The organism is Bifidobacterium polysaccharolyticum (genome assembly GCF_016101585.1).
GTDB classification, from domain to species: domain Bacteria; phylum Actinomycetota; class Actinomycetes; order Actinomycetales; family Bifidobacteriaceae; genus Bombiscardovia; species Bombiscardovia polysaccharolytica.
In genome coordinates this window covers 199,907-222,673 of sequence record NZ_JACFQG010000004.1, presented here as the reverse complement: position 1 = coordinate 222,673, position 22,767 = coordinate 199,907, and the positions used below count along the sequence as shown (strand labels likewise).

Annotated in this window: 21 protein-coding genes; 16 read left to right on the top strand and 5 right to left on the bottom strand. The window is 59.6% G+C overall.

The genetic code is table 11. The features are described 5' to 3' along the window. The first annotated feature begins 32 nt into the window (after positions 1-32). Complete coding sequence (locus H3T90_RS07820; RefSeq protein ID WP_198230152.1) at positions 33-2,135, top strand: beta-galactosidase; 2,103 nt, start codon at positions 33-35, stop codon at positions 2,133-2,135. Here the strand turns inward: H3T90_RS07820 and H3T90_RS07815 are convergent. Further along, entirely contained in the window at positions 2,092-2,889 is a 798-nt protein-coding gene (locus H3T90_RS07815; protein ID WP_198230151.1) for a type III pantothenate kinase, read from the bottom strand. The genes H3T90_RS07820 and H3T90_RS07815 overlap by 44 nt on opposite strands. A 145-nt stretch (positions 2,890-3,034) precedes the next feature. Here H3T90_RS07815 and H3T90_RS07810 point away from each other — a divergent pair, with 145 nt between their 5' ends. From H3T90_RS07810 to H3T90_RS07765, 10 genes are all read left to right on the top strand, one after another. Beyond that, positions 3,035-4,681, top strand: coding sequence for an ABC transporter substrate-binding protein (locus H3T90_RS07810; protein WP_232350641.1), 1,647 nt, complete (start codon positions 3,035-3,037; stop codon positions 4,679-4,681). A gap of 2 nt (positions 4,682-4,683) precedes the next feature. Further along, a complete protein-coding gene (locus H3T90_RS07805) occupies positions 4,684-5,661 on the top strand; it encodes an ABC transporter permease (RefSeq protein ID WP_198230150.1) in 978 nt (325 codons plus the stop codon). Positions 5,662-5,738: 77 nt separating this feature from the next. Further along, a complete protein-coding gene (locus H3T90_RS07800) occupies positions 5,739-6,701 on the top strand; it encodes an ABC transporter permease (protein WP_232350653.1) in 963 nt (320 codons plus the stop codon). Next, positions 6,701-7,495: an ABC transporter ATP-binding protein gene (locus H3T90_RS07795; protein ID WP_144177628.1), complete on the top strand. Its 795-nt coding sequence runs from the start codon at positions 6,701-6,703 to the stop codon at positions 7,493-7,495. The genes H3T90_RS07800 and H3T90_RS07795 overlap by 1 nt, the downstream gene beginning before the upstream one ends. Then, positions 7,482-8,330, top strand: a complete 849-nt coding sequence (locus H3T90_RS07790) for an ABC transporter ATP-binding protein (protein ID WP_144177478.1) — start codon at positions 7,482-7,484, stop codon at positions 8,328-8,330. Before H3T90_RS07795 ends, H3T90_RS07790 begins: the two co-directional genes overlap by 14 nt. A 247-nt stretch (positions 8,331-8,577) precedes the next feature. Next, positions 8,578-8,943: a GntR family transcriptional regulator gene (locus H3T90_RS07785; RefSeq protein WP_015022206.1), complete on the top strand. Its 366-nt coding sequence runs from the start codon at positions 8,578-8,580 to the stop codon at positions 8,941-8,943. After that, positions 8,940-9,800: an ATP-binding cassette domain-containing protein gene (locus tag H3T90_RS07780; RefSeq protein ID WP_198230149.1), complete on the top strand. Its 861-nt coding sequence runs from the start codon at positions 8,940-8,942 to the stop codon at positions 9,798-9,800. The genes H3T90_RS07785 and H3T90_RS07780 overlap by 4 nt, the downstream gene beginning before the upstream one ends. A 131-nt stretch (positions 9,801-9,931) precedes the next feature. Then, on the top strand, positions 9,932-10,759 hold the full coding sequence (locus tag H3T90_RS07775; RefSeq protein WP_198230148.1) for a hypothetical protein: 828 nt from the start codon (positions 9,932-9,934) through the stop codon (positions 10,757-10,759). Between the two features lie 90 nt (positions 10,760-10,849). After that, positions 10,850-12,853, top strand: coding sequence for a RecQ family ATP-dependent DNA helicase (locus H3T90_RS07770; RefSeq protein ID WP_198230196.1), 2,004 nt, complete (start codon positions 10,850-10,852; stop codon positions 12,851-12,853). A 78-nt stretch (positions 12,854-12,931) separates the two neighbouring features. Further along, positions 12,932-13,414 carry an S-ribosylhomocysteine lyase gene (locus tag H3T90_RS07765; RefSeq protein WP_029678668.1) on the top strand — a complete coding sequence of 161 codons (483 nt, stop codon included), beginning with the start codon at positions 12,932-12,934 and terminating at the stop codon, positions 13,412-13,414. Between the two features lie 80 nt (positions 13,415-13,494). Here H3T90_RS07765 and H3T90_RS07760 read toward each other — a convergent pair whose 3' ends face one another. The 4 genes from H3T90_RS07760 to H3T90_RS07745 all read right to left on the bottom strand — a co-directional run bounded on the left by H3T90_RS07760 (position 13,495) and on the right by H3T90_RS07745 (position 17,495). Beyond that, complete coding sequence (locus tag H3T90_RS07760; RefSeq protein ID WP_110425565.1) at positions 13,495-14,394, bottom strand: dihydrodipicolinate synthase family protein; 900 nt, start codon at positions 14,392-14,394, stop codon at positions 13,495-13,497. 2 nt (positions 14,395-14,396) lie between these two features. Next, positions 14,397-15,194 carry an amidohydrolase family protein gene (locus H3T90_RS07755; RefSeq protein ID WP_198230147.1) on the bottom strand — a complete coding sequence of 266 codons (798 nt, stop codon included), beginning with the start codon at positions 15,192-15,194 and terminating at the stop codon, positions 14,397-14,399. Positions 15,195-15,338: 144 nt separating this feature from the next. After that, entirely contained in the window at positions 15,339-16,130 is a 792-nt protein-coding gene (locus H3T90_RS07750) for an SDR family oxidoreductase (RefSeq protein ID WP_110425563.1), read from the bottom strand. 81 nt (positions 16,131-16,211) lie between these two features. Continuing rightward, positions 16,212-17,495: an enolase C-terminal domain-like protein gene (locus H3T90_RS07745; protein ID WP_144177472.1), complete on the bottom strand. Its 1,284-nt coding sequence runs from the start codon at positions 17,493-17,495 to the stop codon at positions 16,212-16,214. A 150-nt stretch (positions 17,496-17,645) separates the two neighbouring features. On the opposite strand from H3T90_RS07745, the gene H3T90_RS07740 reads away from it, so the two are divergent. From H3T90_RS07740 to H3T90_RS07720, 5 genes are all read left to right on the top strand, one after another. Further along, complete coding sequence (locus H3T90_RS07740; RefSeq protein WP_198230146.1) at positions 17,646-18,701, top strand: LacI family DNA-binding transcriptional regulator; 1,056 nt, start codon at positions 17,646-17,648, stop codon at positions 18,699-18,701. 146 nt (positions 18,702-18,847) lie between these two features. Next, entirely contained in the window at positions 18,848-19,483 is a 636-nt protein-coding gene (locus H3T90_RS07735; RefSeq protein ID WP_198230145.1) for an N-acetyltransferase, read from the top strand. 42 nt (positions 19,484-19,525) lie between these two features. Further along, a complete protein-coding gene (alr, locus tag H3T90_RS07730; RefSeq protein WP_198230144.1) occupies positions 19,526-20,884 on the top strand; it encodes an alanine racemase in 1,359 nt (452 codons plus the stop codon). A 70-nt stretch (positions 20,885-20,954) separates the two neighbouring features. After that, positions 20,955-21,413, top strand: a complete 459-nt coding sequence (locus tag H3T90_RS07725; RefSeq protein ID WP_144177469.1) for an Ohr family peroxiredoxin — start codon at positions 20,955-20,957, stop codon at positions 21,411-21,413. An 18-nt stretch (positions 21,414-21,431) separates the two neighbouring features. Then, on the top strand, positions 21,432-22,715 hold the full coding sequence (locus H3T90_RS07720; protein WP_198230143.1) for a deoxyguanosinetriphosphate triphosphohydrolase: 1,284 nt from the start codon (positions 21,432-21,434) through the stop codon (positions 22,713-22,715). The last annotated feature ends 52 nt before the right edge of the window (positions 22,716-22,767 follow it).

Sequence of the window (22,767 nt, the reverse complement as noted above, 5' to 3'; positions counted from 1 at the left end):
CGAAAATTGAGACGGACCAGGAGGTTCTACCCATGAGCAAACCGACACGGCGGGCCTATCGATGGCCCAAGCATCTCAAGGGTCAGCAGTCCCTCTGGTACGGCTGTGATTACAACCCCGACCAGTGGCCCGAGGATGTTTGGGATGAGGATATCATGCTGATGACCAAGGCAGGGGTCAACGTGGTGGCCCTGGCGGTCTTCTCTTGGTCGCGCATTGAGCCCAGCGAGGGTGTTTTCGACTTCGATTGGTTGGACCGGATCATCGACAAGCTCGGTCGGGCGGGCATCGGGGTCAACCTGGCCTCGGCCACGGCCTCGCCGCCGCTCTGGCTGACCCAGGCCCATCCCGAAGTCCTGCTCAGGGACGAGCGTGGCGACACGGTTTGGCCCGGTGCCCGGCAGCACTGGCGGCCCACCTCGCCGATCTTCCGCTCCTACGCTTTGAAGCTCTGCCGGGCCATGGCCGAGCACTACCGGGACAACCCCTATTTGGTGGCCTGGCATGTGGGCAACGAATATGGCTGCCACAATCGCTTCGACTATTCCGACGATGCCATGAGGGCCTTCCAGCGGTGGTGCCGTCGCCGCTACAAGGATATCGACGCCGTCAACCAAGCCTGGGGGACGGATTTCTGGTCGCAGAGGCTGAGTGATTTCTCGCAGATTCTGCCACCGCGTTTCATCGGCCAGGGGAATTTCCAGAATCCGGGACGCATGCTGGACTTTGAGCGGTTCAGCTCCGATGCCCTCAAGGATTTTTATATGGCCGAGCGTGACACCCTGGCTGAGATCACCCCGGATATACCTTTGACCACCAACTTCATGGTCAGCGCCGGCGGATTCACCCTGGACTACGACGACTGGGGCGACCAGGTGGACTTTGTGGCCAATGACCACTATGCGATGCCGGGCAGGGATCATCTGGAGGAGCTGGCCTATTCTTCCAGCCTGGTGGATGCGATTGCCCGTCGGCGTCCCTGGTGGCTTATGGAGCAGTCCACATCGGCGGTCAACTGGCGGCCGGTCAACCCCCGCAAGGAGCCTGGACAGCTGGAGCGTGATTCCCTGGCTCATCTCGCGTTCGGTGCTGATGCCATCTGTTACTTCCAGTGGAGGCAGTCCCGGGCTGGCGCGGAAAAGTTCCACTCGGCCATGCTGCCTCATGCTGGTGAGGACACGGCGGTCTTCCGGGATGTCTGTCAGCTGGGAGGGGACCTGCAGGGGCTCTCGCAGGCTGGTCTGGCCGGCAGCACGCTGGCCAATGCTCCGGTGGCTCTGGTCTTCGACTATGCAAGCCAGTGGGCCAGCTCTCATACAGCCTCACCCAGCGACAGGGTCGGGCATGGCCAGGAGCCGCCGGTCTGGTACCGGGCCTTTCTGGACAACGCCATCCGTCCTGATGTCCTGCCCGTCAGGGCTACCTGGGAGGAGTATCCGCTTGTGGTCCTGCCGGCCCTCTACCTGATTGATGCCGATCTCTCCAAGCGGTTGCACAAGTATGTACACAGTGGAGGGCGGCTGATCGTCACCTGGGGCAGCGGTATCGCCGACGAGCAGGACCGCGTTTGGACCGGCGGGTATCCGGGGCCCCTTCGGGACCTGCTGGGTCTGTCGGTTGAGGAGTTCGCACCCATGGCTCCCGGCACGCCTGGTCTGTTGGACCATCTGGACCTGACCAACGGGGTTACGGCCCACGACTGGGCCGATGTCATCGGTTACCTGGACAAGGGTACCAAGGTCCTGGCAAGCTACCGGGCGGATCCCTGGACGGGGATGGACGGCATGCCGGCCATGACCGTTCATAACTGGGGTCATGGCAAGGCCGCCTACCTGGGTTGCCGTATGGATGCCCAAGGTCTGGCCAAGGTTATTCCTGCCCTGCTGGAGGCCCTGGATGTCGCCGAAATGAGGTCGGCCCAGGGCGATTCCGATCTGTTGAGAGTTGAGCGAGTCAGCCAGGATGATCGGACGCGCTTCGTCTTTCTGTTCAACCGGACCAGGCATCCGGTGCAGGTTCAGCTGGAGGGCCAGGTTCTGGTGGGCTCACTGGCCAGCATCGACGGGGATGGTCAGCAGGCCAGTCTGCAGGTCAATGGCGCTTTGGTGCAGCGTGTGGTCGGCCATCGGCATTGAGCTGGTGAATCCTGTACATGCCGGCGAATATCAGCTCGGGATCGTAGACCTCGATCAGGTCAGTGTCCTGTGAGAATGTACGGCCCATGCCGCCCGTGGCCACCACGTGAAAGTCCCGGCCTATCTCGCTACGGTATTGGCGGATGATTCGCTCCAAGCCACCGAGGAAGTTGTAGTAGAGTCCGGCCTGCATGGCGGTCCTGGTGCCCGTCGCCCTGATGGTCTGAGGGCGGGTGATCTCCACCTGGGGCAGCTGGGCGGTCTGACCGGCAAGGGCCTGGGCCCCCGAGCGGATGCCAGGCACGATCAGGCCTGAGCGAATGGCGCCCTTGTCATCCACATAGTTGAATGTTGTGGCTGTGCCGAAATCGATGACCAAAACCGGCCCTCCGTAACGGTTGAATGCGCCTACGCAGTCGGCCAAGCAGTCGGCGCCCAGGGAACGCGGGTCGTCCAAACGGATGTTCATGCCTGTCTTCACGCCGGGGCCTACCACCATGGGGTCGATGGAAAAGAAACGGATCAGGCAGGACCTGACGGCATGCATGACCGCAGGAGCCACCGAGGAGATGATGACATCCTGAACATCCGCAGTCTTGTAGCCGGCCAAGGCCATGAGCTGCCCCAGCAGAAGCCCGAACTCGTCGGCCGTGTGGTCGATTCTTGTGGTCAGCCTATAGGAGGCGGCGACCTGGTCGCCCTCCATGAATCCGACCTCGATGTTGGTGTTGCCGATGTCGATGGCCAGCAGCATGTCTCTTCCTCCCTGCCGTCGTCCGGGCGCGTGACGCTTTCCGAATCCATCCTAAGCGCATAAGCCGAGGTGATGGCTTCGGGGAGTATGCTGGTGGGCGGTGATCGACCAGAATGGCGGTCAACCGCATCATAAGGATTCGTCAATGAATGCAGATCGACACGGCACGCATGCTCATGGCAGCGTGACCGCAACAGATACGGATACGGCTCAGGAGCCAGGCCCCAGCACTGACCCCGAACTCAATGCCAGGATCAGGCCCATGAGGTCGGGCGGCAACACCTTGCCCTGGAAGCTGCTCAGTCTCCTGTTGGCCCTGGCCTTGGCTTTCTCCCTGTGGACCGGGCATCGTGGAGCCTCCGGTCAGGCTGGAGGCGGAACCGTGGCCGATACAGTCACGGTGGGGCTCAAGCTGGCTCCCACCAATCTGGACATTCGCAACCAGTCAGGCACGGCGTTGGATCAGCTTTTGATCGGCAACGTCTATCAGGGCCTGGTGTCGCGGGATTCCCGGAATCGGGTGCGTCCGGGGCTGGCCAGGAGCTGGAATGTCTCCGAGGACGGCCTGGTCTACACCTTCCACCTGCATGAGGGCATCCGCTTCTCCAACGGCCATGCTCTTCAGGCGCAGGACGTGGTCGACTCCATTCGTGGGCTCATGGCAGGCCATTATCAGGGCAGCGAGATGCTGGAGGGCTTCCAGGGCGTTCAGGCCACAGATCCGCTGACGGTGCGCCTGGCGCTGTCCAGACCATACCAGGATCTGCTCTGGCAGCTGAGCGGCCGGGCTGGTCTGGTCTTTGACCGGCGGGCCGATTATGACATGAAGACCCAGGCCGTGGGATCCGGCCCATACCTGCTGGAAAGCTTCCGACCAAACGATTCGGTCACGCTCAAGGCCGATCCTCACTATTGGGGCAGCGACAAGCCTAAGACGCCAACCATCGTCATCCGCTACCTCAATGACGACAACGCCGCCGTCAACGCCCTGCGCAGCGGGGATGTGCAGGTGCTGGCTCCTGTCACCGAGAACCTGGCCAGCCCATTCCGCAACAGCCCCGACTTCCAGGTCAAGGCGGGCGACGACACCGACAAGTACGTCCTAGCCATGAATGGCAAGGGTGCCGCTACATCCGACCCGCGGGTACGTCAGGCCATCCGCCATGCCATTGACCATCGGCAGCTGATTGCCTCCCGAGGCGGATCGGACAGGGCCTTGGGCGGACCCATACCCTCTCTGGATCCCGGCTATCAGGATTTGACCGGTCTTTACCCCCACGATCCGGAGCAGGCACGGAGGCTCCTGGCCCAGGCTGGGTATGGTCCCGACCACCGTCTCAGGCTGCGGTTGACCTACGCCAACACCTACGGCAGCGAGTTGGGTGATCAGCTGCGCTCGCAGCTGCGCCAGGTGGGCATTGACCTGGATGTGAGGGTGGTGGAGTTTTCGGTATGGCTGCAGGACGTACATGCCAACAAGGACTATGACCTGTCTCTGGTGGATCATGGCGAGAGTCACGATTTCCATCAGTGGGCCAATCCTGGCTACTACTACAACTATGACAATCGTCAGGTCCAAGAGCTCTACCAGAAGGCCATGGTCACGACCTCCGCCGATGATTCCAACAGGCTCCTAGCTCAGGCCGCCCGTATTGTCAGCAGCGATGCGGCGGCGGACTGGCTCTTCAACTACCGGGTGACCACGGCCTGGCGGACAGGGTTGGAGGGCTTCCCGGTCGATCTGAACCAGTCCCTCATGCCCCTGTCCGACGTGACTTATAGGCGGGGATGACCATGGTCAGATTCCTGATGCGGCGTCTGGTGCTCTTCGTTTTGGCGTTGATGGGCATCTCCCTGCTGATCTTCCTGGCCCTGCGCATCTTGCCCGGGGATGTGGCCGCCGTCATGGCCGGACTGGATGCCCCGCCCGAGCGTGTCGACCGGCTCCGTCGGCAGATGGGTCTGGACCGCTCCTACCCAAGGCAGTATCTGGATTGGATCAGCGACTTTCTGAAAGGGGACCTGGGCAGGTCCATTCTGACCAACCGTTCCATCGCCTCCCAGGTGGGCATCCGGGCCCAGATCACCTTCCCGCTGATTCTTTTGGGCCTGTGTGTGGCTCTGCTGCTGGGCATTCCCCTGGGCTGTGCGGCGGCTCTGGCGCGCTCGCCACGGATGCAGTCCTTCAGCCACATGGTAGCCATCGTAGGTGGATCCGTGCCGGCCCTCTGGTCAGGACTGCTTCTGATCATGCTCTTCGCCAAGGGGAGTGGTCTGGTTGGCCTGCTGCCCTCCCAGGGCTTCCCTGCTCTCGGCTGGGCTCGGCCGGGGCAGGCCCTGGCGTGCTTGATTCTGCCTGCTCTGTCCACCGGCATCATCGTAGGCGCCGGCATCATGCGATATACCCGCTCTTTGTTAGGCGACATGCTCTCTTCGGGGTATGTGGACATGGGCATGGCCTGCGGGATGACTCGGACCCAGGCTGCTCTACGGATCGGTCTGCGGCTGGCCTCTCCTCAGCTGGTTTCGGTGGTCGGGCTGACCATGGCTGAGATGATTACGGGTGTCATGGTCAGCGAGAACCTGTTCGCCCTTCCGGGACTGGGCTCCATGCTGATCACCGATGTGGGCAACCGGGATCTTCCGGCCGTTCAGTCCGAGCTGCTTCTTCTGGCAGCTTTCTTCCTCTTCCTGGGACTGCTGGTGGACGTTATCCATAGGCTGATCGATCCGCGTTTTCGAGGTGCGGCCAGGCAGGAGGCGGCTGACTGATGAGCTGGGAGCATGCAGACAGGCCTCGTTTGGGATCGAGAGCAGCCTTTCCCGGCCGACTGGGATTTTTCGGACGGATGCGGGTGGTGCTGGCCAGCATGTGGCGCAAGGCGTCAGGGCGATACTCGCTGATTGTTCTGGCCATTTGGATCTTGGTCTCCCTGGTCTCCAGGTTCTGGACCCCGGTCCCTATTTGGACCACCGACGGGTACCGGATCTGGCAGGCACCCAGCCGCGTCCACCTTCTGGGTACGGACGGCACCGGGGCAGACATTCTCTCCTGGCTGATGGCCGGGTCAGCCACCAACCTCGTCATCAGTCTTCTGGCGGTCGTCCTGTCAGGCGTATTGGGACTCCTTCTGGTCATGGCTATGGTCTCGCGCCGTTCAGGAGTATCGCAGACGGTCGTAGTCCTGGTCGACGCTCTGATTTCCCTGCCCACAGTTCTGCTGGCCCTGATCCTGGCTGTCCCCCTGGGTCCCAGCATTGCCGTGGTCGTCGTAGCCTGCGGATTCGGTTACGGACTCAACCTGGCCCGGATCGTACGGCCTCAGGCGCTCCTGGCGGCAGAGTCGGACTACGTTCAAGCTGCCCGGAACAGCGGGGTCGGGTCCTTCAGAATATTCTGCACCCACCTGGTGTCCAATGTCGTTCCTGTCCTGTGCGTGCAGCTTTCCATGTCGGCGGGTACCTCCGTTCTGGCTGAGGCAGGGTTGACCTACCTGGGGGTGGGCGTTCCCTCTGGCCTGCCCTCCTGGGGTCATTCGCTGACTACCTCGGTCAAGTTCATCAACGTCTTTCCGTTGACCGTGCTCTGGCCCGGCTTGGTGGTCACCATGGTTGTGGTGGCGCTGAACCTGTTCGGTGATGCCCTGCGTGATGCCATCGATCCGGTTACTAACCCCACTCTCAGAGCAGCCGTGGCTGCCGCTGGACGATCCGCTCTCCCGTCTGAGGAGCGCCAGGAGATGTCTGCACAATTAGATGACTCCGGTCGTCATGTCGAGAATGCAATCCATGCAGGCGAGGGAGGTCGATGATGTCCCTGAGTATTGACGGCCTGAGCCTGTCCATCAATGGACGCACCATTCTTGACCAGGTGGACCTCAAGGTGGCAGACGGCCAAAGGGTCGGCCTGATCGGCTCCTCTGGCTCCGGAAAGTCGATGATAGCCCGCAGCGTTCTGGGCACCGCACCGCTGACGGCCTCCCTGTCGGGATCCATTCTGGTGGACGGGTTTCAGATTCTCGGTTCGGATGACCGGTCCCTGGCGGACCTTCGCGGTTCCCGGATGGGCATGATCTTTCAGAATCCTTCCACGGCCCTGAACCCGGTCAAGAAAATTTACAGTCAGGTCGAGCTGCCTCTCCGTCGCCACTACCGTCTGAGCGCCCAGGAAAGGCGCAGACGAGTCATGGAGATATTGTCCCAGGTCGGGTTGGATGCGGAACTGGCCGGCTCCTATCCACATGAGCTGTCCGGGGGTCAACAGCAGCGGGCGGCCATAGCTACAGCCCTGGTCACCAAGCCCAGACTGATCCTGGCGGACGAGCCGACCACGGCCCTGGATGCCATCACCCAGCGGCAGATTGTGGACCTGTTGGTCTCGCTGGTTGATCAGAGTGGGGCCTCCCTGCTGTTCATCACCCATGATTTCTCCGTCCTGGCCCGGGTTGCTGATTACTGTTACATCCTTGACGCGGGCCGAGTGGTGGAAAGCGGACAAACGCAGAGCATTCTGCGCAATCCATCCAGTCCACAGGGCAGGACTTTAGTGACAGCGGCCAAGGAGTTGACGCTGAGCGCAGATGGAGGCAAGCATGAGGACGACTGACGATGCGCATGCCGATCCGATCCTGACCGGGAAGGGCCTGATCAAGGTCTATGCCTCCAACGGCAGCGGCATGGCTCGAAAGGCTGCGGTTGACGGAATCGATGTCTCCCTCCAGCCGGGGGAGTGCTTGGCGATTATAGGGGAGTCTGGTTCGGGGAAAACCACACTTTCCCGTCTGCTTTTGGGTCAGTTGAGGCCTGATGCCGGACAGGTGACATATCAGGGCAGGCCAGTTCTGCATGGTTCTCCGGCCGCCAAGGCGCTTGCCCGGGACTCTGCTCTGGTCTTCCAGAACCCTTTTGTCTCCTTGGACCCTCGGTGGACCATCGGCCGGTCGGTCGCCGAGCCTCTTTTGGCTGCCAAGCGCAGGGAGAGTGGGCGCGTATGGTATCGATATCAGAAGGAGCGAGACCTTGCTGATCAGGTGGCCGAGGCGCTGTCAGAGGTTCAACTTGATCCGGACAGGATCATGACGGCTTATCCTTCTGATCTATCAGGTGGCCAGGCCCAGCGGGCGGCCATAGCCCGGGCCCTGGTCGTCAAGCCCCGGATACTCTTGGCCGATGAGCCTATGAGCGCCATCGACGTCTCAGCACGCGTGGGGATTCTCCATACCCTTCAATCCATCATGGCCCAGTCAAGACAGCAAAGCGATTCGTCAAGCGGGATGTCCATGATCATCATCTCCCATGATTTGGGCGTGGTCCAGCACATCGCGGACAGGGTCATGGTGCTCAGCCAGGGGAAGGTGGTGGAGGAGGGGCCTGTGAGGACCATCCTCGATCACCCAAATCAGCCCTATACCCGTCAGCTACTGGCAGCTGCAACCCTCTAGGTAATGGGGCTCGTCCGGCATCCCGGCCAGGCAGAATTACATGAGGACATGCCCGTCCTTGCCGGAACGAAAGAGGGCGGCAAAAGCATACGTGCTGAGCAAGCGGGCAGATTAAAGCTGCACATGATTTGACGGTTGGGAAAGCAAATTGTAGACTGTTGGTTAGTTACTCAAGTAACTAAGTAATAAACAGTAGTAAGGGTCCTAACTCGACGCCCTGATTCAAGGCAGACAAGGCGGTCAAACGATGGCGATCGAAATACCGGATGGTCGGCCCGTTTTCGTGAAGGTGGCGGACAGGTTGGCCGAAGCCATAGCCGAGGGTTTGGTTGCCGATGGTGAAAGGATTCCCAGCACCACGGAAATCTCGACCGCTTACCAGATCAACCCGGCAACCGTCCTCAAGGGGATGAACCTGCTGGTCGACCGGGGTCTTCTGGAGAAACGGCGGGGGCTGGGCATGTTTGTCACTGCCGGTGCGGGCCGAAGCGTTCGTGAGCGTCGCAGGAGTGAACTCCTGAACGGAAGGTTTCAGGATCTGGTCGAAGAAGCCAAGTCTCTGGACGTATCCCGTGAGGACCTGGACGCCATCATAGAAAGGGTCTACCAATGAGTCTGACAGTTTCCAAGGTGGACAAATCGTACGGAAAGCTGAAGGCCCTGGATGAGATCTCGCTCTGCTTTGAGCCCGGCAATATATACGGACTCTTCGGGCGGAACGGGGCCGGCAAGTCCACCCTGTGCAATCTGATGACAGGCAGGATACTTCCTGACCATGGGCTGGTCCACTTGGACGGAAGCGGGCTGGTCAGCGACTCAAGAATTGTTCGCCGCGTGGCCTTGGTCAACGAAACCTGGCCGTATCCATCCCGACGGCACATTAGGCAGGCATTTGCCATGGCCGAGGGGTTTTACGGTGATTTTGACTGGCACTTGGCTGAGAGTATTCTTAAAAGCTTCGCATTGAGGCTGACTGACACTTTTGCCTCCCTTTCCACAGGGCAGCGTCAGGTGGTCAAGGACATCATCGGACTCTGCCTGCCTGTGGAATACCTCATTCTGGATGAACCCACGACAGGAATGGATGCGGCAGCCAGGGAGAGGATCTACTCCTTCCTTCTGGAGGCCTATCAGCGCCGTGGACCGACCATGATCATCGCTACACATATCATCAACGAGGTCAGCCAGCTCATCTCCCGCGCCACAATCATCCACCAGGGGCGGGTCCTGCGATCTATCAGCGTGGATGATCTGTCAGCCCTGGGGAACACTGTCACTGGACGTCCGCGTGATGTAGAGGGCTACCTTGCCCAGGGCGACCCGCAGCTGCTGAGCAGGCAGCGCATCGGCGACCTGCTGCGCGTCAGCTTCGAGGGGCCGGTGCCCGACGAGCAGCCCAAGGGGCTTATTGTCGCCCCCATGGATCTGCAGACCTACTTCGTCCAGATTACGGAAGGTGCGACACAATGAATAACATGCAAGTTGCAGAGGCAGTGCGGACGAAGACCAAGTCAGGGCCAGACAGGCCCGACATCGGTGCGGGACCGGCTGAAGGATGGGCCCGAATCAAGCGCTTCCTGTCGCCTGCGGTGCAGACCCGGATGGCCCTGCGCGTACAGGTGATGCCGAGGCTGATCGTCTTTTTGATTTGGGCTCTCGTCCTCGCTCTGGGAGTTGTGGGGTTCATTCCCCTAAGCTCCGGCTTCACCGGTCTGTTCACCGAGATGGTGTTCATGGCCACCGCCCTTGTCTGCTCACTGACGACTTTCCGGCCCCTGATCTCCAACGCCGTGACCCGGTCCACGATCGCTTGGACCCAGATCATCTCCAATGTGTTCATGGCCCTAGCGACAGCTACTTTCATGATTGGGGTCGCCATTATCAGTAGCCTGGGCCAAATCGGATGGATGCCCTTTACGGAAAGTTACCAAAGGTTTCTCGTGCAGGGCTGCTCACCTTGGAGGCTCACTCTTGATCCCTGGAGTGTTTCATGCTTTAACCGGTCGTATGACCAGCAGCCGTCCCGTTGGCTGGCTCTGGCGTTGCATGTCTTCATGGTGCAGGTAGCCTTCGTTCTTCTTGGCCAGGTGCTGGGTGACCTAGCTGCCCGTCTTGATCGAAAAGGCAGATGCCTGTTGCTGGCAGGGCTGTTGATCTGTGTTGGTCTCTGGTATTCGATTTCCGGCTGGAATTTCTGGGGGTGGCAGCAAACGGCGGTTCAGATGATCAACCTTATGCGCGGCCATTGGATGTACAAGACCTTAAGCCCCTTCATGAATGTTGACTTATGGGGATACGTCACCGTGTATTTACTCTGGCCCCAAGTGGTCTTCACATTAGTCTTCTCCGCCATATGCATCCTGTTCAGCTACTGGCTCACCAGCCGTCGGCAGCTACCAGCTATCCAGGGGATCAGCATTCTGGGTTAGTGGCAGGATAGCTAAGAATTCCAGCGACGATTGACCACATGGTCGTTCGCCCACTGCTTGACTCCTGCCGGGGCAATAGACTGGGGAATCATGGTGGACATCCAGGATGCAGGGCAGGCGCTGAAGCGGTATTTCGGATATGAGTCTTTTCGCCCGGGTCAGGAGGATCTGGTCAAGGCCATCCTGAACGGGCAGGATTGCTTGGGTGTTATGCCGACCGGTGCCGGCAAGTCCATCTGCTATCAGATTCCTGCCACCCTTCTGGACGGTTTGACCATCGTCATCTCTCCCTTGGTCTCCCTGATGAAGGACCAGGTGGATGGGCTGGAGGATGCCGGCATCCAGGCCTCATTCGTCAATTCCACCCAGGACATGGATGAGCAGTCCCTGGCCCTGGCTCAGGCTGCCCAGGGACGCAGCAAAATCCTCTACGTGGCCCCCGAGCGGCTGGATGCCCCCAGATTCAGGGAATTCGCCCAGCATACGAGGATCTCCCTGCTCGCTGTGGACGAAGCCCATTGCGTATCCCAGTGGGGTCAGGACTTCCGCCCTGCCTACTTGGGTATCGGGGACTTCATAAGATCCCTGCCTAACCGGCCCACGGTGGCAGCCTTCACTGCTACGGCGACCGAGAAGGTCCGGCGCGACATCGTATACATGTTGGGCTTGGACGACCCCTACGTGGCGGTGACGGGATTCGACAGGCCCAACCTCTTCTTTGACGTGATCAAACTGGAGAGCAGATACAAGAATCGCTGGGTGGTCCAATACGCCCTGAAGCATGGAGGCGATTCGGGCATCGTCTACTGCGCCACCCGCAAGGAGACCGAAGCTCTGGCCGATGATCTGACCAAGGCTGGTGTAAGCGCTGTCAGCTACCACGCTGGTATGGATGCCCAGGACAGAGAGCAAGCGCAGCGGGACTTCGTCAACGACAAGGTGCAGGTGGTCGTGGCCACCAATGCCTTCGGCATGGGCATTGACAAGTCCAACGTGCGCTATGTCATCCATCACAACATGCCCGAGAGCATCGAGGCCTACTACCAGGAAGCTGGCAGGGCAGGACGTGACGGTGAGCCCGCCCGATGCTCCCTGCTGTGGAACGAGAGCGATATCGTCACTCGCAGGCGCCTTCTGGACATGGACAATGGCAATGACAGACTGACCGGTGAGCAGGCTGAAGCGGTCAGGGCCGAACACCGGCGTCTGCTCAACGTCATGATCGGTTACTGTCGGACCACCGGTTGCCTTCACCGGTACATGCTGCGGTACTTTGGCGAAGAGGTGGACCAGGCTGCCGCGGGTCTTTCGCCTGCGGAGGCCGACAAAGGCAAACCCGTCCCAGTCGGGCATCCCGACACCGTCAGCACCGGCTGCCAGAACTGTTCCAACTGTCTGAGCACCTTCAAAACCATCGATGTCAGCGATGTGGCCCGTGCCATAAGCAGGTGCGTGCATGACGTGAATCAGGGGTTCGGCTCCGGCAAGATCGCCCAGATCCTCCGGGGCTCGCGCTCGCAGGACCTTCTTCGGCGAGGGCTGGATCGGTGCCCCAGCTATGGCGTTCTGGCCCAGATTCCGGAGGCGCGCATTCGCGACGTGCTCAACCAAATGGCCTCGGACGGATATCTGTATATCACCGAAGGACGGCTGCCCATGGTCCATTTCGGACCCAAGGCTGCGCAGACGGTCAGTCCGGACTTTCATTATGAGATCAAACGGACGGAACGCCCGAGTACTTCAGGCAAGGTCTTCGGCGGCGGGTCTTCTTCGACCGTCGATGATGACGGTCTCGAGCACGCCGGCGCAAGCGATGCCAGCCCAGAGGACGAGGAACTTTTCCAGAAGCTGCGAGATTTGCGGACCAGCATAGCCCGCGAGATCGGCAAACCTCCCTATATTGTCTTCTCCGACAAGGCGCTGCGCGATATGTGTCGTCTGCGTCCAGTTGATGATGTGACCTTCCTGGCCGTCAACGGGGTGGGACAGCACAAGCTGGAACAATATGGGCCCCGGTTCATGGGGGTCATCTCCGAATTCTCGGCGGGAAAAGGAGCGAATGTGGTCTTAGGTGCTGCCGGATCTGATAGGTAGGTCCGCCTACCATGAGGTATACATGACTTCATCGCGGCTGCCTTTCAGATTAGGCGCCCGAGAGGAAAGGAAACAACAATGGCTGACAAACCAATCGTAGAGAGCTTCCAGCTGGATCACACCAAGGTCAAGGCGCCCTACGTTCGCCTGATCGACGAGGAGAAGGGCCCTCAGGGAGACATCATCTCCAACTATGATCTACGCCTGGTTCAGCCCAATCAGAACGCCATTCCAACTGCCGGGCTGCACACCATAGAGCATACGATTGCCGTGCTCCTGCGCGAGCGCATCCCTGGCTATATCGACTGCTCGCCTTTTGGCTGCCGGACGGGCTTCCACCTGCTTGCCTGGGGCCGTCATTCGACCGAAGATGTGGCCAAGGCTCTGAAGGAGTCGCTGGAGTTCATTGCCGAAAAGGCCACCTGGGACGACGTGCCAGGCACCGAGATCACCTCCTGCGGCAACTACCGCGACCATTCGCTCTTCTCGGCCAAGCAGTGGAGCCGTGATATTGTCGCTGCCGGCATCAGCTCCGATCCTTACGAGCGCAAGCTGGTCTGAGCGCGGACAGGCAAACAATAGGGCCTGAGGAGGGGGTAGGTTCCTCTTCTCAGGCCCTGTTCGATGAAACAGGTGAAAGCTCAACTACGCAGTATGGTCTCGATCTGTTTCATCTGGTCGTCATCAATCTGCATAGCCGGTTCGCGGATGCGTGTGCTGATGGGCAGACCCTGCAGTCGCACAGCTCCCTTGATGGCCGACACGAACAAATCCGCAGTGTCGTAAATAGCCATCAAGTGGTTGATGCGTCGGGCCTTGTCTAGTGCGGTTTGGTAATCGCCATCTTGATAGGCCTTATGCATGGCAACGAAGGTTTCTGGCTCCACGTTGGTCAGGCCTGATAAAACACCGTTGCCTCCACAGATGCGGTTGACCATATAGTATTCGTCGAATCCTGAGAACACAGAAAACTCAGGGCTGACATGCCGGACTGCCGCAACGACTCGACGTGTGTGGCTGATTGTGTCCACGGTGTCTTTGATGCCAACGATATTCGGGCATTCCTGGGCAAGTCTTGCGACCAGCTCCGGGGAGCAGTCGTTGCCTGTACGGGCAGGGAAGTTGTAGAGGATCACCGGCACAGTCGAGGCATGGGCGATGCTGGTGAAATACCTATAAGCGGTTGGTTCCGAAGGGCCGAAATAATAGGGGCTGACAGCCACCACGGCATCGGCGCCGATTTGTCCGGCAAACTTGGTCAGATCCATGACCCGGTCCATATTCGTGTCGCCAACTCCGACGAATACCTTCATGCGTCCCTGTATATGGTCGACGGCGAATTGCAGGGCCGAGCGCTTCTCTTGGAGATCATAGGCATAAAACTCGCCGATGCTTCCGAACAGGAGCACCCCGTTGATGCCAGCCCGGATTAGATGGTCCAGATGTCGTCCCCACAGGTCGGTGTCGATGACTCCTTGATCGTCGCTGACGGTTATCGACGGGCAGAAAATTCCCTCAAATTTGGCTGATAATGTGCTCATGTTCACCCTTCCGAAGTAAGCGTATCGGTATCGATTCCATAGGCCCTCATGGCATTGTGCTTGAAGAAGTCCTCATCCGGGCCAAAGGTATCCAGCATCAGTTGCCAGTGTTCCCTGAGCGAGGAGTGTACGGTGACTACCGGCCAATTGGAGGCGTAGAGGATCCTGTTCGGGGGAAAGGTGTCCCTGACGAAGGCGACGATGTCGCGATCGACCGGCTGGTCGCCTGACACCTTGATATAGCAGTGCGGCAGGGCCGCCATAGCCCGCATGGCTTTTTTGCAGGCCGGTGACAGGTTGGGCATATTGCCCATATGATCCATGATGACAGTCAGGGAAGGAACCTGAGAGAATGCCTGGGCCATGTCCGGCAGTTCTGCGCCCCTGTTGCATAGCTCGAAGGGCATCCCCTTATCAGCCATGGCGTGGAGCCCGGCGATGAAGGAGGGTTCAAGGCAACGGCCGCGCGGGGCAGAGTCAGTATGCAAGGGCTCTCTGATGCCCGTAGCATTGATAGGTACCCTCATATAGGGCCCTACCTGTGCCCTTAGCATTCGGGCGAGAATTTTCGGGTCATCGTTCTCATAGACCAAGCGGTCCTCTAATAGGGGGTCATCCGAGTCAACTTCCACATAGACTCCGCCCAAAAATTCCAGTCCCAACTGCCCGTACTCGTCTTCCAGCTCATGGAGGGGAAAGCTCCGGTTCAGTGATGGCATTCCTTCCAGCCAAGGCAGATGTTGCCGTTCAAGATTCCACATGTGGAAGTGAGCATCGATGACCTGCAATTGTCGCGTCATCTCAGGCTCCCTGCTCAAGGCATATGTGGCACCCACGAAAGGCATATAAGGCGATGTAGAGGAATCTGGGAGCGGTTACCAGCATGGCGACGGTGGCCTGGGAACCGCCTTTGCTTTGCGTATTTGGATTTTTCATGGCAGAGCTCAATTCAGTGCCCGGTCCAGGTGGACGTATCCGCCATCGACAAACACCCATTGGCCGGTGGTGTGTGATGCGCGATCAGAGAGCAGGAAGGTGGCGGTGTTCCCGATCTCCTCGGGTGTGGTCATGCGATGTTCCAGGGGGATCTTGTCGGTGATGGCTGAAAGACGGGCTTGCTGGGCCTTTTCATCGCCAAACGTCTTGATCCAGTCGGCGTAGAGGGGGGTCCAGCATTCCGAGACCACGATGGCGTTCACTCGTACGTCATCGTGGACCAAGGCTGCGGCCCATTCTCTGGTCAGGCCCAGAACTGCGCCCTTGGCCGCCGCATAGGCGCTGGTCTTGCCCTGACCGGTCACGGCGGTTTTGGAGGTGATGTTGATGACGGATCCGTGGCTTTTCTTCAGATAGGCACAAGAGGCGTGCATGAGTTCGTAGTAGTGGGTGAGATTACCGTGTACGGAACGCTCGAACTCCCGCCAGTCAGTAGTTTCCAAGGCCTTGTTGTCGTTGACTCCAGCGTTGTTGACTATGCCATCGATATGGCCGAATTCCTTGTGCACCTGCTCCACAATGGGGGCTATGCCGTCGGTGTCATTCAGATCCAGAATGAAGGTCCGATAGGTATCGGTATAGGCCTCGATGTCTTTGCAGAACTGGTCCCTGGCTGACTCGTCACGGTCTATGACTGCGGTTATGGCGCCCTCCTGGGCCAGTTGTAGGGCGATGCCCCTGCCGATGCCCTTGAAGCCACCGGTGATGATGAATACCTTGTTCTTGAGATGCAGATCCATGAAAGCTTCTTTGTCTGTATGAATGGATGATTTGCTAGGGCTCCAGCGATTGGGCCTGGTTTTGATTGAGATGACCCGAAGTCACTCCTGGTGGAGGTAGCGCTGCGCAGTCTCAACGGTCATTTCAGCCCCGTTGCCGGGAGCGGTTGGTGCTTGATACATGCCCTGGCTGATACGCACGGGGTTTACGAAATATTCGTGCTGGTTGTCCACGTATTCGATCATTCGGCCCTGCGTGGTGCAGGAGACGGCTGCGTAGTCGAACATGGCGAAGTGACAGACCATCTCGCACAGTCCGACCCCGCCGGCGTGGGGGCAGACTATCTTGTGGAACTTGCGAGCCAGCAGGTATTCCAGAACTATCTCCTGGGGGCCCGCCACTCTGGTGGCGTCGATCTGCATGATACCGAAGGCATTGGCCTGTAGGAATTGCTTGAACATGATGCGGTTCTGCATCTGTTCGCCGGTTGCCACGGGGATAGGATTGATGGCCCTGGCAATGGTTGCGTGGCCGATGATGTCGTCGGGGCTGGTGGGCTCTTCGACCCATGCCAGGTCGAAGTCATGGAAATGGTTGATCCAATCAATGGCTTGCGGGACGTCCCAGACCTGGTTGGCGTCGACGGCCAGACGCACGTCGGGGCCGATGGCATCCCTGGCCAATCCCAGACGGCGTATGTCATCATCGAGGTTCTGGCCTACCTTGAGCTTGATTTGCTTAAAGCCCTTTTCCCTTGTCTCTCGTTTGGCAATTTCCACCATCTTTTCGTCGCTGTAGCCGAGCCAGCCTGGTGCTGTCGAATAACCGGGATATCCGTGCTGGCGAATGTCCTCGATGCGCTCCTGCTTGCCGGATTGCCCATCCTTGAGAATGTCTATGGCCTCCTCGGGACGCAGGGCATCGGAGAGGTATCTGAAGTCCAGGGTGCTGACCAGGTCTTCAGGGTCCATTTCAGCCAGCAGCAACCACAAAGGTTTCCTCGCTCTTTTGGCCTTCATGTCCCAAAGGGCGCTCAGCAGTGCGCCGATGGCCATATGCTCGACTCCCTTTTCGGGTCCCAGCCAGCGCAGCTGCGAGTCATGGACCAGTAGGTCCCAGGCTAGGCCCATGCTGTCCAGCAGACGTTCAACCTCCAGGCCACACAGAGTCTCTCCTATGGAATCTATGGCTCTGCATACAACATCATTGCCTCGTCCGATGGTGAAGACCAGACCGCACCCTTTGATGCCATCGTCAGCCGAGGTGTGTATTTCCACATAGGCGGCCGAATAGTCCGGGTCCTTGTTCATGGCATCCGATCCTGACAAGGTCAGAGAAGTGGGAAAACGAAAGTCATACGTTTTCACCGCAGTGATAGTACTCATCGTGGCTCCTTTGCCAATCTAGTGAACATAGACGTCAGTATAGGCGCAGAAATAGAAATTTGAAAATTAAAAATGTAAAAATTCTAAACTCGACATGAATGTTATCGCCGCTTCATTGGTTACGATTGTTGGGTACTGGAAAGGATGCACATGGCCAGACAGGAACCCGGCAATCCGCACGTTGGCGCTATAGCCGAGCAGCTCGGCATCTCGGCTTCGACCGTTTCCAAGGTGATCAACGGTCGACCGGGCGTGGCGGCAAAAACCCGTCGGAGGGTCGAAAAGGCCTTGGCTGATCAGGGCTATGCACATCCGCTCGTCAGTACCAAAATCGCCCAGACCATTGAACTGGTGGTGGATTATATCGCCAACAATGGCACCATCGAGATGATACGTTATGCCTCGAAGTGGGCTTTGGATGCCGGTCTGGCTCTGACTGTGACGCAGACCGATCACCAGCGGCGTGCCGAAGAATGTCTGAGGGGGATCATTGATCGCAACCCGCTGGGTGTGATTACCCAGATGTCCTCCATAGACCAGAAGGGCAAGAATGTGCTCAAAGCAAGAGGCATTCCCTTGGTGGCGGTCGATCCAGTGGATCTGGTCAACGATGAGGACATGAGCATAACGCTTGACAATTGGACTGGAGGATACCAGGCCGCAAAATGCCTTCTTGATGCCGGGCACCGGCGCATTGGCGTTATAGCCGGACCGGCGAATGTGCAATCCGCGCAGGCCAGACTGGCTGGATACCGAGCAGCATTGGCAGCCATTGGTGCCAGCCTGCCGTCGAGCATGGTTCTGCAGGGAGACTATTTGCCCGACAGAGGGTACCAAGCCGCCTGTGATCTGCTGGACCGTGCTCATCCTCCGACCGCGATCCTGGCCTGCAACGACTTGACAGCCGTCAATATCTACAGAGCGGCGCGTGAACGTGGACTGGAGCCCGGTCAGGACCTGTCTGTGGTCGGATTCGACAACGTCTATCCATCCTCCTACCTGATGCCTGCCCTTACCACGGTGGATCAGCCATTTGATCTGATGGCCAGGATGGCCGTGGGAATGATTCTCGATGCACGACAGGGCAAGGAGTTCCAGCGGCATGTGGTCATGCCGACCCGTCTGGTCAGCCGACACAGTGTGGTCAATCTGACCCATGCCAGTCATTTGCAATCGGAAAGTCGGGTTCAAGAGGCCGCACAATAGCCCAAACTATTCCCCGATTCGCTCAATGCGTACTCACTTCATGACTGCCTGCTGATGGATACACTCGTACTTCGGCAATCGCAGGGGCGGGTTTCGTCCCTGCCGCACCGGTCGAGAAAGAGGTAGCCACAGTGAGCAGGTACGCGATGGAAACTGCACGTTGGATCCGTCATGCCACCATGGACGACTTTGAGGCGATCATGCCTGTCTACGCCTACGCCAGAAAGCGGATGGCCGAGACCGGCAACCCCCGTCAGTGGGGGGACAAGTACCCTCTGCCTGAACGCATACGCGAGGACATCGCCGGGGGCCACACCATGCTCTTGGTCGATGATGCAGCTGGTATGGATCAGATTCCTGAGGATCCTGTCTACCCTGAACCGGAGTTGGACGAGCACAAGGGCAACCATGAGCGCATCATCGGCGTTTTTGCTCTCTTCCATGACCCGGAACCAGATTATAAGGTCATTGATGGCAGCTGGCTGGACGACCGGCCCTATACCACCATCCATCGGGTGGCCGCCTCGGGACTGGGGCGTCACGCGGCCGGGGATCTGCTCGATTGGAGCATGCGCCGGTACGAGAACATCCGCGCCGATACGGGACTGAAGAACTACGCCATGCAGCACATCCTGGAGACCCATGGCTTCACCCGCTGCGGCAACATCATCATGCCTGAAAACAAGGAGATCGAGAACGTGCGGGTGGCCTATCAGCTGCACAATCGTCCCCTTGACCTGGCTGAGCGCGAAAGGGCCGCTAAGCGCTTGGTTGCCGTCTGAGGACGGGTTCCGACCGTCGCAGCGCCGTCGCACAATGGAGCCATGACATTGAGTGCAGCACCTGCATGGCAGTTCTCCGGGCCCGAGGGCCAAAAGCATTACGAACAAGCTCTTCGGGCCTATCCCGGCCAGATCATCGTGGACTTGAGGACCTTGAAGGCCAATATGGCCACCCTGGTGGATTTGGTCCATTCCACGAACCCTGGTGCTGCAGTCATGGGTGTGGTCAAGGCCGATGCTTACGGCCACGGGCTCATCCCCGCCGCTCTGGCGGCCTTGTCCGGCGGGGCGACCTGGCTGGGAACGGCCCAGTCCAGCGAAGCCCTGCGTCTGCGTCGGGCAGGCATTGGCCCCGACCGTTGCAGGATACTGTCCTGGATGTTCAACGGGGACCGCGCGCCCTTCGACCAGCTGATTCAGGCTGACATCGACCTGGGCGTCGGTTCCCTGAAGACCATGAACATGGCGGCTCAGGCGGCAGGCCAGGTCGGCAAACCTGCCCGCGTCCATGTCAAGGTGGACACCGGCTTCGGACGCAACGGCTTCACACCTGAGACCTTTGGGGATGCCTTGCGTGAGCTTTCCCGCCTGGCATCCCAGGGCCTGTTGGAGCCTGTGGGGCTTTTCAGCCACCTGGCGGTAGCCGACATGCCCGTCGTTGACGAGTTCGTGTCGTCCACTGACGAGCAAATCGCCCTTTTCGAGGAATTCTCTGACAGGATGGCGGCCGCCGGCATGAATCCCGCAATTCGGCATCTGGCCAACACCGCCGCCACGCTCACCCGTCCTGGGATACGTTATGACCTGACTCGTCCTGGCATCGGCCTGTACGGGTACGAGCCCGATCCCTCCATGGGGGTCTCGGCCGATTATGGTCTGCGTCCGGCAATGACCCTTCAGGCCCAGCTGGGCACTGTCAAGGATATGCCGGCCGGTCACGGCATCTCCTACGGGCGCACCTATTTGACGGAGAAGCCCACAAGCACGGCCATCATGCCCTTGGGATACGCCGACGGGATCCATCGGTCAGCCTCGGGCTTTGACTGCGAGGGCGCTATGGGCCGAGAGCATCTGGGAGGTCCCGTCCGTCTGATGACTCGTCAAGGGCCCAGGTTGGTTCGTGTCGCTGGAAGGGTCTGCATGGACCAGTGTGTACTGGATCTAGAAGGGATGGCTTCCGACTTGGGAGTGGACGAGGGCGATACCGTTGTTCTCTTTGGGCCAGGCCAGGGGGAGGACCAGGCTGAGCCAACCGCTGATGACTGGGCACGGGCCGCTGACACCATCAGCTATGAGATCTTCACCTGCCTGCGTAGTAGGATTCCACGGCTCTACCTGGGTGTGCATGAGGTGGTCGAACCCTCCGACCTGCACCTGATTGCCCCTGAATCCATTCTTTGAGACCACTATCACAGGTAGAACCTGGGCTTGGGGCCTTGTCAAGGGGCAATATAAGTGGTGAGATGAGGTTATGACTACATATACAGGAAATGAACCCAGCAATATCTCATACACAGCCGTAGCTGACATCACCGGAGGCCGCGAGGGCCATGCGGACAGCCAGGAGCCCGATCTTTCCCTGGACTTGGATACACCCAAGGCTATGGGAGGCAAGGGCCAGGGCACCAACCCCGAGCAACTCTTCGCCATCGGCTGGGGTGCCTGCTTCCAGGGAGCCATGGGACTGGCCGGAAAGGAGCTGCGCGTGCCAGCCACCAAGCTGGCCCAGAGCAAGGTGCGCACTCACATCTCCCTTGGCGACCAGGGCGAGTCCTTTGGCATCAAGGCTCTGATCGAGGTCTGCCTGCCCGGCGTCGATCGTGATCTGGCCACCCGTCTGGTGGAGCGGACCCAGGAGCTTTGCCCCTATTCCAAGGCCACAGCGGGCAATGTGCCCACTGAAGTGGTGGTCGTGGATAATCTGGACTGAACGGAGCGGGCGCGCCTGATGGGCACTGATGAGGAGGGCGGATCCCGCCTGCTGGCCGAGGGCTACTCCGCCCGGGATCAGGAACGGTGGGCGCCAGAGCCTCCAAAGACCAGCAGCAGGACCGCCTTTGAACGTGACCGGGCGCGTCTGGTCCATTCTTCGGCGTTGCGTCGACTGGGGGCCAAGACGCAGATTCTGGTGGCCGGCACTGACGACTTTGCCCGTACGCGCCTGACCCACACCTTGGAGGTGGCCCAGATCGGCCGGCAGATCGGTACCATGTTGGGTTGCGACCCCGACGTGGTGGACTGTGCCTGTCTGGCCCATGACCTGGGTCATCCGCCCTTCGGCCACAACGGTGAACGTGCCCTGTCCTCGCTGGCCTCAGACATAGGGGGATTCGAGGGTAATGCGCAGACCCTTCGACTGCTGACCAGGCTGGAGCCCAAGGTTTTCCATCCGGACGGACGTTCGGCAGGGGTCAACCTGACCAGGGCCGCCCTGGACGCTGCGGTCAAATATCCTTGGACCTTGGCTGAGGCCTCGGCTCATCCCAAGGGGGAGAGGACTGCCAAGTTCTGCGTCTACCCGGACGACCAGGAAGTCTTTCGCTGGCTCAAGCAGGGAGCACCACAGGCCAGCACGCCTATGGAGTGCCAGGTTATGGACCTGGCTGATGACATCGCCTACAGCGTTCACGACGTGGAGGATGCCATCGTGGTCGGCTCCTTCGTGCCTGAGCGGCTGGCTGAGCCCAGGATCATCGATGGCGTGGTCCGAGCCGCCCGATCCTGGTATGGCGACCGCTGGGATGCTGACCAGCTGGTCCGAGCTTTGGAGACCGTCCGTGGCATGTTGCCGACGGGCTTTGATGGTTCACGCCGGGCCTTGGCTACTTTGAAGAACACCACCAGTTACCTGATCGGCCGCTTTGCCGACTCCGTGGAGGCGGCTACCCGAAGCCGCCACGGCCAGGGTCCGCTGACCAGGTACTCGGCTGGGCTGGTCATTCCTCCTCGGACCTCCTATGAGATTGTGGCCTTGAAGGGGATTGCCGTCTACTTCGTCATGGCTCCCCGTGAGAAGGAGCCCTTCCATGCAGAGCAGCTGAAAATCGTGACCGACCTGGTTGAGGTGATGATGGCCGACTCGCCAGCCCCCTCTGATGCCTTGGAGGATGTCTTCCTGGAGGATTGGCGCCAAGCGGGTTCGGATGGGGAGCGCCTGCGGGTGGCTATCGACCAGGTGGCTTCCCTGACCGACGGCTCGGCGTTGGCCCTGCATTCCTTGGTCTGCCCGTAGCCCTGCGGCGTTTATGCCGGGCGCAACACATCGGCCTGGCCCGGTAGGCTGG